General features: G+C 57.9%; 6 protein-coding genes and 2 pseudogenes. All 8 read left to right on the top strand.

Annotated elements, in window-relative coordinates; translation table 11 throughout:
• The first annotated feature begins 342 nt into the window (after positions 1-342).
• The 8 genes and pseudogenes from KY49_RS13660 (at position 343) to KY49_RS13625 (ending at position 13,132) form a co-directional block, all read left to right on the top strand.
• Positions 343-1,437, top strand: coding sequence for an ATP-grasp fold amidoligase family protein (locus KY49_RS13660; protein WP_231636405.1), 1,095 nt, complete (start codon positions 343-345; stop codon positions 1,435-1,437).
• Positions 1,438-1,875: 438 nt separating this feature from the next.
• A complete protein-coding gene (locus tag KY49_RS13655; RefSeq protein ID WP_231636404.1) occupies positions 1,876-2,850 on the top strand; it encodes an ATP-grasp fold amidoligase family protein in 975 nt (324 codons plus the stop codon).
• A 1,346-nt stretch (positions 2,851-4,196) separates the two neighbouring features.
• On the top strand, positions 4,197-5,207 hold the full coding sequence (locus KY49_RS13650; protein WP_042585171.1) for a glycosyltransferase family 2 protein: 1,011 nt from the start codon (positions 4,197-4,199) through the stop codon (positions 5,205-5,207).
• Between the two features lie 105 nt (positions 5,208-5,312).
• A pseudogene (locus KY49_RS13645) lies at positions 5,313-6,613 on the top strand (lipopolysaccharide biosynthesis protein).
• A 1,065-nt stretch (positions 6,614-7,678) separates the two neighbouring features.
• Positions 7,679-8,323 (top strand): annotated as a pseudogene (locus tag KY49_RS13640) (sugar transferase); the annotation flags it as partial.
• A 269-nt stretch (positions 8,324-8,592) separates the two neighbouring features.
• Positions 8,593-9,702 carry a glycosyltransferase family 4 protein gene (locus KY49_RS13635; protein ID WP_042585170.1) on the top strand — a complete coding sequence of 370 codons (1,110 nt, stop codon included), beginning with the start codon at positions 8,593-8,595 and terminating at the stop codon, positions 9,700-9,702.
• Positions 9,699-10,949 (top strand): glycosyltransferase family 4 protein, encoded by a 1,251-nt coding sequence (locus tag KY49_RS13630; RefSeq protein WP_042585169.1) that lies wholly within the window; start codon positions 9,699-9,701, stop codon positions 10,947-10,949. The genes KY49_RS13635 and KY49_RS13630 overlap by 4 nt, the downstream gene beginning before the upstream one ends.
• 674 nt (positions 10,950-11,623) lie before the next feature.
• Positions 11,624-13,132 (top strand): tyrosinase family protein, encoded by a 1,509-nt coding sequence (locus KY49_RS13625; RefSeq protein WP_060149018.1) that lies wholly within the window; start codon positions 11,624-11,626, stop codon positions 13,130-13,132.
• Positions 13,133-13,139: the final 7 nt, after the last annotated feature.

Genomic DNA, 13,139 nt, shown 5'->3' with positions numbered 1-13,139 from the left:
GACGTGGCACGCATGAGCCGGCACGCGGGAACCGCAACGGGCGTGAGCGGGCAATTGCCTGCCGTGGCGCGGTAGCGGGCGACAATGGTGATGACTCGCATGTCAACGCAAGGCGTTGTTCCGCGGTGACCGGACGGGACAACGATCGAGATGACAAGTTAACGGATGCAGTCAAGGGCCGACAACGCAGCGAGACGTATCGACGTGTGGACGCCATGCCACGCGCGTCATGCACAGAAAAAATGTTGAACGGGGGCTCCGATAATCGGAGATCGGCGGCCGCTTCATGTGTTCCGCAATATCTGCCGACCGGGGGGCGTCCGCACACTTGACGGAGGGACCGTGAGCAATGTCGACAACGAGCGAAATTCGCACCAAAATGAAAACCGGTATACCCGTACACCGGCGCGGTCGGGTGCACTGAAGATGCAGGGCTTCCTTGCGTCGGAGGGCGCGGTAGCGCCGAGCGTGGCGGCCACGGTGCGACACGAGGCCAATCGGCAGCATGGCGTCGGGAGCGCGTCGATGTGGGCGTACAGGAAGTTTCTTCAGGGCGTGAAGCGTTGCCTTCCGGATTGGGCATTCCTGATGCTTTCCCATCGCAGGAAGATCGGGCGCTTCCCGAATCTCACGAGCCCGAAGGCATTCAACGAATTGATTTTGACACGCAGTCTGAATCCGGCGATTCATTGGAGTGAGTTGGCGGACAAACTCAGCGTTCGCGAATATGTCAGGCACAAGATTGGCGAACAGTACCTGATTCCGCTGGTCGCCGTGCCCGAAGCGTTTACGCGCGAGGTCTTCGACATGCTGCCATCCTCGTTCGTGATGAAGGCGAATCACGGATGCGGGTTCGTGAAGGTGGTTCGGGACAAGGGGAAGACATCGTTCAAAGAGCTGAGCGCGCTTGCAGCCCAGTGGATGGCAGCGAACTTTTACCATACCAACCGGGAACGGCACTATCGGAACATCAAACCGCGAATCTACTTCGAAAAGCTGCTGGTCGACTCGAACGATAGAATTCCCGCCGATCTCAAGCTGCACGTGTTCGGACGCAAGTCAGGCGGCCCCGTCATCTACACGATCGTAATTTCGGACCGCTTCGGTGATATTCGCGGTGATGTCTATGATGCTCAATGGAACCGGCTCGATCTGTCGGTAGGCGAATATACGCGTAGCGACGCTCCTGCGCGACTGCCGGCCAACTGGGACGATGTTGTGAGAGTCGCGACGTTGCTCGCCGAAGATTTCGGATACCTGCGCGTGGATCTCTATTCGACAGGAAGCGACGTTTATTTCGGTGAACTGACGTTTACGCCGGGCGCGGGACTATTCCGTTTCAATCCGGATCATTTTGATTACGATTGGGGTCGCTTGTTGCGGGAAACGATGGAAAACGTCGATGAAAATAGAACTATAGGGTCAAGAAAAATCTAGGCGCGGCCTGATTTTCAGGGCGTTGTGGGCTAGCCGGACGAAATTCCGCTCTTTTTTACTCAGGTAAAAATTGAAGGAAGCTCGATAATATCGAAATCATAAAAGTTCATAAGGTTCGATAATGGCGTAGAAAGTCGCCATTATTTCGTGATTTTCGGCTCGATGCTCGCATCCGGCTCCACGGCGATGGTTACATTCAGATTCAGGCAGGTCCCCGGGAGCCACACACTACCCGCCCAACCGACAATGCAGCGACCCGCGAACTCAGGCAGCAGTGTCCTGCCAGGCTTGCGCGCATACATTGAACAAGAGAGAGAAGGTCCAATGACCAGCATAACTGACGACGATGCGAAGCCGGTTTCCAGAGACGTGGTCGACGATCGGGAGGCAACGCGTCTGCGGTTATCAACACGAACGTCATGGAGCTCGGAGAAGTCCATGGCGGTCGGGCAAGGCTTGCCACGAGACATGACGCAAAAAATGGGTCGCACGTGGGCGTATGAAACGGCTGACGGCCTACTTCGCCGTGCAAAGCCGTTCATGCCCGATTCGCTCTACTTATGGCTCTCGCACCGGAAAAGGGTTGGACGATTTCCGAACCTCGTCCGGCCTGCGACGTTGAATGAACACCTTCTTCACCGCTGCCTGCACCCGGAACCACGATGGAGCGTGCTGGCCGACAAACTCGCCGTGCGCGAATTCGTCAAGGACAGGATCGGCGAGCAATACCTGATACCTCTGATTGCGGCGCCGGAAGCATTCACGAAGGAGATATTCGATTCGTTGCCGAGTGCATTCGTCATGAAAGCAAATCACGGATGCGCATTTGTCGAAATCGTCAGGGACAAAGCGAAAACGTCGTTTGAGGACTTGAGACAGCTCGCGCAAACGTGGCTGGCGACGAATTTTTACCTCGTGTCACGCGAGAGACATTATCGGTCGATCAAGCCGCGGATCTACTTCGAAGCATTGCTGCTCGATCGCGCGGGCAACATCCCGGCCGATCTGAAGTTGAACATGTTCGGCGATGGCGCGGATGGGCCGATCATCTTCACGGCCGTTATCGCGGACCGCTTCGGTCATCCGCATGCGGATTTCTTCGATGTTAACTGGAGGCAATTGGATCTTGCGCTCGGTAACTACCCGAGGAGCGAGACCCCTCCGCCTCAACCAGCCAATTGGGCAGAGATTGTCCGTGTCGCGAGGCGTCTTGCCGAGGGCCTCGGCTACGTGCGTGTCGACATCTACGCGCCAGACGGCGAAGTGTACTTCGGCGAGTTGACCTTTACTCCCGGTGCCGGTGTTTTCCCGTTCTATCCGGACCGCTACGATTACGAATGGGGGCGACTCTTCACGAACATGAACGCGGCTGCACCAGCGCGTGGGCGCGGCGCCATGCCGGATCATGAATGATTGTGGAAGATGAACGACGCGACCAAGATCGCGCCTGCCCACGAACGAGTGACGCGTGCAATGTCGAGATCGAGCGATCGATGTGCCCGTCGATCGAGACCTATTGCTGCGCCGCCCTCGTAAAATTCGGAAAACATTCATTTTCAGACCGAAAAGCCGACCTTGGGTGACAGCGGGAATCATACCGGACGCTTTGGCCACCACAGAGAGGTCTACATGGGAACCCCGTGTGCATGTCAAAGTAATGTCGTTGCACTCGCACCTGATAAGAGCGCGTCTGTGCCTGGCGATGGCGAACCGACCGCGTTGAGGACGGATCTTTTTCAAACGCGCCAACAGTTCGCGGTTTCGTGACTTGGCGTGTTGCGAGTGGAACTGCCGGATTACGCTTTCACCGAAAATATAGACGCTTGAAGTTGCGTAGACGAGCGCAATCCGTTGACGCATGCTGTTCGAAAATGAGGAAGAATCGCGCGACTGACGATGGACTCTCGGCCGCAGTAGAGTTCGAATCAATAACCAACAATGGGGTACAAATGCCGCTCATCTTCGTATATTTCATCGGGGCGTTGCTTGGTGTCGGTGTGCTCGCCACAACTGTATCGGGCGGCTCGATCAATTCCGGTAGTTTTGTCTGTCAGGTAGCCCACTTCAACAAGTAGTGCAGTTTCTCGACCGACTGGGTTTTTGGCGATCCGAAAGATACCGGCAGGTCGAAGGGGCGGGGTTGATGGTCAACGATCCGGACATGATCGTTGCGGTGCGACTGGCCGATGCACACGGGCATCCAGTCTCGGAGCATGTGATGGCGACGAATTCGTGGAATCTTTTCGGTTTAAGAAGCCCGTTTCTGCTCCGTGCTCGTCGCTGCATCGCGCCGCGCGTCGTGCCTCGGGACCTCGCGATGGCCTCACTGCACCGACCGCCTGGCGCTGCGGCTGATTTCAGGCAGAGGCGGTTGCGCGAATCCGGGCGGTCGGCTCAGGGCTTTCTCACGCCAATAACCGGCTTGCGAATGTGCCTTTCCGTCCGTCCCAAAGGCGATGCGCGTTCGGCGCGGGCGAGTGTCAACTTGTTCGGTCAATCTTTCGGATTTTTTGGCCCTGTTGTTGTTGGCCAGCACTCGCGTCCATTACGCTGCACTACAGCAATTGACTTTTGATGTCGCGAGCCCGGCTACATGCATTTCCGTAGGCCGGTGTGCGACGGCGAGGCGCGCATCAACGCGATGTGCTTGATTCCAGCGTCAACGATGCGTTCTCTTGAGCGGTTACGAACTTCGCGCCATGCAGGAAAAGGCCGGCGGAGCGGATTTTCGCCACAGTCCCGCGAGGAGCAACATACTTATGAAAGCCGTCACGATCGCTATTTGCAACTATAACTACGAGCGCTACCTGGCCGATGCCATCGATTCCGCGTTGGCCCAGGATTATGCGGCGACGAAGGTGATCGTGATCGACGATGGATCGGTCGACGCGTCGCGGGAAGTGATCGACAGTTACGGCTCGCAGATTCGGAGCATCCTGAAAGAGAACGGCGGGCAGGTTTCGGCATATAACCGTGCGATCGAGGAAATCGATACCGAATACGCGATCCTGCTCGACGCGGACGACGTCCTCTATCCGCATGCCGTGACCGAAGTGATGCGGCGATTCGAATCGAGTGGGTGCGTGAAGGTACAGTTCAAGCTCGATGTGATCGACAATGACGGCCAACCTTCCGGCATATTCGTCCCCCATTCGGATCCTCCAGTCGATTGCGGACGACTGCTCAAGCGAGGCTGGCTCTATCCGTCGCCTCCCGCATCGGGCAACGCATATCGCGTGAGGGCGCTGCGCAGGATATTCCCATTGCCGGAGACGCCCGACGGGCGGTATGGTGCGGATTTCTATGCGATTTACGGCGTGGTTCTGGTCGGCCAGGTTGCCAGCATTCCCCGATCGCTAGGCGCTTACCGTGTACACAATTCGGCGGAGCGAGACGTCTCGTTTGCGAATTCAGAGAAAAACAACAAGGCGCCGAAGGCGTATGTGACGCGCTGGCGCGTGTTGAGACGCGTTGCACAGACGCGCCTCGGAATCGAGCTTCCGGTCGCCTTCTGGGACTTTTCGCACGAGAAGGCGATCTTCTCCGAAAGAATGTACGGCGCGCAGTTCCTCAGCCGCTGGCGCTGGTTCGCGCTCGAGTCGCACAGCTATTTTCATTCGATCGTCGCCAATCCGTTCTGGAGCGCGAAGAAGAAAGTCGGCACGATCGGCTTGTCATGCCTGTGTCTCTTTCCCTACGCACCGCTTTCGGATCTCGTGGTTCGCTACATCTCGAACCCGCTCGCGCGCGGCGGCAGAAAAGGGTGTTGAAGCGTATGTCGTGCGGCGCTGGTTGGGAGCGTAGCGCGTTCGCTACGGCGCATGACCCGGCACAACTTGCGACAGACGATCGGAATGAGCTTGAGAGAAGAGATTATGGGCCGTAAGGAAAACGTCCGATCGATCGCATTCATCTATGGCGGTTATGCGATGAGGTACCTTTATCTCATCGTCGTGATCCCGTTCTACGGGCGTGTTCTCGGGGTTGCCGAATACGGTCGCGTGCTCGCTGCGATGTCGTTGATGAGCGTGGTGTGGATGATCGTGGGATACGGCTTCACGCTCGTGGGCATTCGTGACATCTCCGGCACGCAGGACAGGAACGAGCAGAATGCGATCTTTTCGTTGCACGTGAGCGCGCGTTTTCCGACCATTCTGGCCGGTGCCGTCGTGGGCATTTGCGCCACGTATTATTCGCCGCTCCTTTCCGCGCGTCCATTGATAGGAATTCTCGCGACTGCGCTCGGCATCGTGTCGGGCTCGAACCTGGGCTGGCTGTTTCAGGGGCGTCATCATTTTCGCGTGCCTGTCATGCTTGAGGTCGCCGGATTTGCGTTGAGCCTCGTGCTGGTGCTCACGCTTGTGCGCGGCCCAGCTGATTCGTCGTGGGTGCTGGGTAGTCTGCTGCTTTCCGGTGTCGCGTCGACCGCAGTCGCGTATGGCATGACGGTGGCTGATCTGGGCCTTCCCCGTATCGCGTGGCGAGGCGTCGTGAGGTTGTTGCGCGGCTCTACGATGCTCTTTTGCTATTCGACCGGCTCCGTGGTGTTGACGGCATCGTCGACCTATATGCTCACGCTGCTGTCGACGCCTGCGCAGGTCGGATATTTCGGAGCAGCGGAGCGTTTCGCGACGATCGGGCTCGGCCTGATGGCGCCGGCGGCACAGGTTTTCATCCCAACCATCTCGCGGCAACTGGCTCAAGGCAATCATGATGGTGCGCGCGCGCGACGAGTCTTCGCGGCGCGGTATTGCTGATCGGTTACGGGATGCTTGCGCTGTGCAGCGCGCTCGTACTTTCACCGTTCCTGATGCCGTTGATTCTCGGCTCGGCGTTTGCGCCAAGTGCGCACGTGCTGCAGCAACTTGCATGGATGTTTCCCTTTGCCGCCTTCAATCAGTTCATCGGCTTTTACGTCTTCGTCCCGCGCGAGAAAGATCACTTGCTTGCCGTCGCCGGCCTGATTTCCGGTGTGCTCAATCTGACGACGGCCCTTTTCCTCGGGCCACGATATGGCGCGACGGGAATGGCGATGGCGCGGGTGATCGGGGAAGTAACGCTTTCGCTAATCCTGTTGTGTCTGGCTATTCGCTCGGGCCTGCTGAAGTCGATCGTGCGGCCGTCGGCGCGGCTTCCAGAGGCTGCGCCGTCACCCGCGCCGGCCATCAACGAGTGAATGGCGGTGCGTCAATTCCGGCATCAGGAAACGATTCCCGCCGACTGCGTCGCAAGAAGCAGTGAGCTTCTTGGCCTCGATGTGCTGCCGGCCCGTCGTCGACACATGCGTTCCGAGGGATATCCGGCACTTTCGTGTGAAGACGATCTGGCGTGTCGGCCAGAAGCGACAGCCGGTGCATGCGGAATTTCTGACTACGGCGTTGAAGCGATGAATCAGCCATTTTTGCGAATTTGCCGGTGTTCCTCCTTGTGGGCTTTTTTCGGTGCGGTGCGCGGACCGAGCAGTCGTCAGCAATACCCGCGCGCACAATTAGCCAAACATGAATCTTGACGCTTGCGATGCGCGACGTTGGCGGGTGCGTGGAATCCGGCTGTTACCGTCTCTCGAGGGATGCCCGACCTCACATTCGGCAAGCGATGTCGGCGCTTGCGGCAGCGGAATTCCCCTGCTTGTCCAGGATGCAGGCGGCGTCGCTTTTAGTACGTAATCCGTCAGCAGCTCGAGGACGAGCTTCTCGATGAAGCTGTTCAGGCACTCGTTGACAAGCTCGGTCCAGAAATTGAGGCGCGGTAGATCATTCGTTCTGGACTTTGGGCGATTTGTTGGAATTTGCTTTGGGAATCGTACTTCGAGCGTCGCGAGAAATTCAAGGCGAACACATTACAAATAGCCAAGTTGTCGTAATTTTCAGCCACGCTGCAAATGGCCGGGTTCGGCGAGCCTATGCTTACTTGCGCGCTGGGTTGCGAGAACTTGTTGTGTGGGGTAGTACAGACTCCTAAGTAATGTCAACTTCTCGTGATTTATATGCGATATCAGAAATATTGAAATTTTCTTAAATGCAATCTGCATACCTGTTTTCGTAGTCAAATTTTCTTTTGAAGTGATGAAATAACTTTCGTTCCGTCATTGCATTTAAACGTTATTAAGGATAACGATATGTCATCGATCGGGTCAAAATCACCTGGCGCGAGCCGTGCCGTCACGGCTACTTCTGCGAGCGTGGAGTGCGCCGCCCAGAGAATCGATGATGCGAAAAACGGATTATTGCAGCCGCAGGACGTTTCCGGACTGGAGGAGCGAGCCGCGCTGCCGGGGGCAAGCGATCGGGTCAAGCGCGTGTTCGACATCGTCTGCGCACTCAGCATGATCGTTGTCCTGGCCCCGCTGTTGCTCGTGATTGCAGTCATGGTGATGCTTGATGGTGGTCCGTGCGTCTTCGGACATACGCGTATTGGCTTGAACGGTGTCAAGTTTCGGTGTTTGAAGTTTCGTTCGATGGTCACAAATGCGGATGAGGTTCTCAAGGAACTGCTGGAGCGTGACCCGGTCGCTCGGGCCGAATGGGAACGAGACTTCAAGCTGAAGGACGATGTGCGTATCACTAGGCTTGGTCGCTTTATCAGAAGAACGAGCATCGACGAACTGCCGCAGTTGTGGAATGTCGTGCGAGGCGAGATGAGCCTCGTCGGACCGCGTCCTATCGTTGAAGCGGAACTGGAGCGGTATGGCCCGTATACGAACTACTACCTGATGACGAAACCAGGCATTACCGGCATGTGGCAAGTAAGCGGGCGCAGTGATCTGGACTATGCTTCACGCGTGTCGCTCGACGTGCAGTATGCAAGGACGAGGTCATTCGCCGGAGACGCGCTGATCATGATCAAGACAATCGGCGTCGCGCTCAAGAGGCGTGGCGCGTATTGAAGCGTACGTGGCGCAACGACGCAAGTACGGAGTGACGGAGCAGGCGTGCCGTTACGGATGGGTCTCATGATGCGCGAGTCTAGATGAAGTACGACAAGGACAATCGATGAGCAAAAGTATCTACGGTAACGCGATCGCCGTTATGTGGCGTGGCGTACAGAGTTGCATTGGTACTGGGCACAGCATCATGATGCTGTCAGCGTGTACGCGCGCACTGGCATGCTCGCGCCCCCCGTGCCGTGTTTGCATCGGATAGGAGGCGATCAATCATGGCGACTGTCTTCCGTGCCGCACGCCTGTCGATCAACGGCCGCTTTCTCGGCCGCCGGCCGACCGGCGTTGACCGCTTTGCCTTTGAGGTTGTGCGTAGCATCGACCAGCTGGTGGCGGCCAACGATCCCGAGGCTGCAGGTCTCGCGATCGATGTCCTTGTGCCTGAAGGTGTGACGCTTGCGCCGGACACCTTTGCGCGGCTCAACCTGCGCACGGTTCCCGGCAGCGGCCAGTCCTGGGAACAGTTCAGCTTGCCTTTGGCGGCGCGTGGGACATTGCTCCTCAACTTGTGCAACTCCGGCCCGCTATTCTTTCGCAATCAGGTGACCGTGCTGCACGATGCTGCCCCGGTAAGCGTGCCCGATGCGTACACGCCTGCGTTCCGTACCTGGTATCGCGCGATGGCGCCGTGTATCGGCCGTGTTGCGCGCCGGGTTTTGACGGGCACGGAGTTCGCTCGACGAGAGATCAACCGTGCCTATCAGATTCCGCTTCAGAAGATCGGCGTCGTACCCGAAAGCGGTGAGCACATCCTGCGCGCGACGGACACGGTCGATGTCGTTCAAAAGTTCGGGCTCGGCAGGCGGCCTTACATATTTGCGGTCAGCAGCGCAAGTCGCCACAAGAATTTCAGGCTCGTGATCGAAGCGATGGAGAAACTCGAAGGCGACCGTTATGACTTTGTGATTGCGGGCGGGAATTTGCCGATCTTCAACAAGCAAGAGGAGGTGCTCCCACGGTTCGTCAAACAGGTGGGGTACGTGTCCGACGCAGAACTGAAAGGCCTGTTTCGCAATGCGGCTTGTTTCGTGTTTCCGTCGCTGTATGAAGGCTATGGTTTGCCGCCGGTCGAGGCGATGACGCTCGGCTGCCCTGTCATCGCGTCGAACTTGCCGTCGATCAGGGAGGCCTGTGGTAACGCGGCTGTCTACATTTCGCCACACGACCCCGGTCAACTCGCGGATACGATGGACCGTGTGATGAGCGATCCGCAACTGCGTACCGCGATGCGCCAATCTGGTCATGCGCACGCTGGGCGCCTTTCGTGGCGCGACAGTGCGCTCGCCATACTTGAGGAGATCTCGCCGTGGCTCGACCGGCAATGAACAATTGGTCCACTCCCACTGCGCTGGCGGGCGAGGGGCAGTTTGGCCGCGTCGCGATCGTCCATGACTGGTTGACGACCTTTGCCGGATCGGAGCGCGTGTTGGCGGAGATCACCCGTATTTGGCCGCATTCCGATCTTTACAGCGTCGTCGACTTCTTGCCGGACGAACACCGCGGCGTGCTGCTCGGCAAGCGCGCGAAGACATCGTTCATTCAGCTCTTGCCGCGCGCGCGACAATCGTACCGGACATATCTTCCCCTGATGCCGCTCGCGGTGGAGCAATTCGACCTGTCGGGCTACGACCTCGTGATCTCGTCGAGTCACGCAGTCGCCAAGGGGGTCATCACCGGCCCGAACCAGCTTCACGTGAGCTACGTGCATTCGCCGATCCGCTACGCGTGGGATCTGCAACACCAGTACCTCCAGGAAGGTGGCCTGCAATCCGGCCTCAAGGGCGCGCTCGCCCGCGCATTGCTGCATTACATTCGAATTTGGGACCATCGCACGGCGCACGGCGTGGATCATTTCATCGCCAACTCCGATTATGTCGCGCGGCGCATCCGGAAGGTGTATGGCCGCGCCGCGACTGTCATCTATCCACCCGTCGACGTCGAGAGATTTACGCCTGGAACGGCACGCGAAAATTTCTATCTGACGGCGTCGCGCCTCGTGCCGTACAAGAAGATCTCGCTCGTCGTCGAGGCGTTTTCGTTGATGCCGGAGCGTAGGCTTGTCGTCATCGGCGACGGGCCAGATTTTGCGAAGGTGAAGGCCGCGGCGCCACCGAACGTGACGTTGCTGGGCTACCAGTCGAACGAAGTGCTGATCGACTTCATGCAGCGGGCGCGCGCATTTGTGTTCGCTGCCGAGGAAGACTTCGGCATCGTTCCGGTCGAAGCCCAGGCATGCGGCACACCCGTTATTGCGTATGGCCGTGGAGGTGCGCTCGAAACGGTCATCGCTTCATCCGACCAGTCGAGAAGAACAGGCCTGTTCTTTGCCCATCAGAGCACCGCGAGCATCGTCGATGTGATCGAGCGTTTCGAGGCAGCGGGACCGTTTGATGGCGCTGCGTGTCGACGCAACGCGCTGCGGTTTTCGCCGGCGCGATTCAGGCGGGAGATGTTTGATGCAGTGCGCGCGTTGTATGAGCCTCGAACACCCGTACACATGTCGGACAATCCGCCGCAGGCCGGGATGCTCGCGCACGAGCCAGCCGAGGAAGGTCTCCGAGGGGCGTCGTGAATAGGACGTTTGCGTGTGTTGATCGTCGGTGTTTCATCCTTTTGGCAGTGTGCCGTCCTGAAGGCGTGGTGAACGGGCTTTTGATCGCACACGTGCTTTTGAGGCCCTTCACCAGGACAGCTTTCACGCCCGAGTGTCGTGCAGCCGCCCAGATTGCGCACGCATCGCCGACATCGTTCTTGACTGCATCTGACGCAAGGGAACTTTCACATTGGAAAATTCTTGTGTTGCGCTGGATGCGGCGGGTAGTCGATGTGCATGAAGTGCTGATAGAGCGCGAATCGGAAAACCCCGTCTAGCGCACTGAAGATGACGCGTCGAGCATCCAAGCGTGCGTTCAGGTCATAAATCTCCGGACTGTTGTCCGACGTGATTGAGGGTGGGTGAGCGGACGATCAGACATGCAATGTGGTTTCGATATCTCACATATCCTCGCCAATAGCTCTCGACTTTCGGCCTTCGCGGGCATCAGAAAGCTACGGCTGGCGTATATGTTCGATGGTGAGAAGGTGTGTTCGGTTTAACGTCGCGTATTGGGGTCAGAAAGTCAGCCATGTTTTTCTGACCGATTTGCGTCGCGGGAAGGAATCGGAGCTGAAATCGAGACCGTTCGATTAACACATGCAGTATTGTCGAGTTCCGCTTGGAACGATAATGTCTACGGGGGTAAGATCATGACGGGATTCAATCGCAGTCGTCGAGGATTCCTCGGTGCATCGGCATCGGCTCTTTCGCTGACCGCCTTCCCGAAACTCGCATTCGCAACGACCGAGACGTACACTCGACTCGAGTGGCAGCAGTTCAAGCTGACGCCGCAATACACTTCGTTTCTGAATGCGATCGGTAGGATGCGCGCGAACACGGATGCAACGAGCCGGAATTCATTGCAATACTGGGCAGACATTCACCACCACAGCTGCCCGCATCGGATGCCATATTTTCTCGCATGGCATCGTGGCTACATATACTATTTCGAGCAGCAATTGAGATTGGTGTCGGGCGACAGCGCGCTCAATTTGCCATATTGGGATTACTACTCCTATTGCGTGATGCCTGCTGAGTTCACCGATAACGCCACCGGCAATCCGCTGTTCGCATCACGGATGAACACGAACGTTTATAGCGCGCTGGACTTGTCGCCGTTCGCTCCGACCGTGGTCACCTTTCAACGGGGAACGACGAATTCATTTGAAGCCGCGATTGAAACCGCGCCTCACAATCCGGTGCATAACATCATCGGCAACACGATGGCAACGATGGTCTCGCCGCTCGATCCGATCTTCTATCTGCACCACGCCAACGTTGACCGTCTGTGGCGCGCGTGGGCGCTTCCCAACGGAGGAAGCATGCCCGCACCGACCGATCCCTATTGGGCGGGCTCATTCAACTATGCAACGAATCTGACGATGTCGAAGGTGAACACGTATTTGCCGAGCGGCGTGCTGGGTTACGACTACGCGAACGTTTCAGGGCCGACCGCGCTGCCGGCAGAAAGTCGCGCCGCACAGATCATCCGCGTGCAGGCACAGGTCGAGCCGGTGCGTCGGCGCCCACCGATCTTGTCGCTTGCTCCTGCGGGCGCGCGTGCGATTTCCGCTGGACGCCGATCGATCGGCGGCGTGACACGCTTGCGGTTGACGGAAGAGTCGGTCAGTGCGCGCGTCGTGGCGGATACGAATTCCGCGAAATCGGTACACGATATGCTATTGCAGACCAGATCGGCCTATGAGGCGGCGGCAATCGGTCTACCCGCTCAGGATCAAGCGCGCGCTCAGACTCAGCCAGGCGCGTACAGGTCGATACTGGTCGTATTCGACGATATTACGTTGACGATCGCCGGCAGGAACGGAGGCTATTTCTATAACGTCTACCTGAACCTGCCCGATGGCGGGGACGTCGACACGGAGCGTTCGCAACACTTCCTTGGCACATTCGGACCCTTCGAAGTGGCGGGAGCCGCGCATTCCGGATCGGTCATGCTCGACTTTCCGGCAACCCTGGCGCTGCTCAAAATGAGCGCGACTCAAACCCGAGAATACGTCGTGTCGCTGGTGCGCGTGAACGGGCCGAAAGCGCCAAAGGGGCTGGTGATGCGTATCGGCGAATTGCGTGTCGAGCTGTCGACAGCGGCGCCTTTCATTTCGACACCGGTCGCTCCGCGTATGCCGGGCGATGCCAATTGAGGCGGAT

Source organism: Burkholderia sp. MSHR3999 (assembly GCF_000833595.1).
Taxonomy (GTDB): Bacteria; Pseudomonadota; Gammaproteobacteria; order Burkholderiales; family Burkholderiaceae; genus Burkholderia; species Burkholderia ubonensis.
Note: the sequence above shows the minus strand (reverse complement) of the source record. Positions and strands in the feature narration are given on the sequence as shown.

Coding starts and splice junctions, on each gene's coding strand:
- KY49_RS13655 (WP_231636404.1), top strand. CDS start 1,876: ATGGCGGTCGGGCAAGGCTTGCCACGAGACATGACGCAAAAAATGGGT.
- KY49_RS13650 (WP_042585171.1), top strand. CDS start 4,197: ATGAAAGCCGTCACGATCGCTATTTGCAACTATAACTACGAGCGCTAC.
- KY49_RS13635 (WP_042585170.1), top strand. CDS start 8,593: ATGGCGACTGTCTTCCGTGCCGCACGCCTGTCGATCAACGGCCGCTTT.
- KY49_RS13630 (WP_042585169.1), top strand. CDS start 9,699: ATGAACAATTGGTCCACTCCCACTGCGCTGGCGGGCGAGGGGCAGTTT.
- KY49_RS13625 (WP_060149018.1), top strand. CDS start 11,624: ATGACGGGATTCAATCGCAGTCGTCGAGGATTCCTCGGTGCATCGGCA.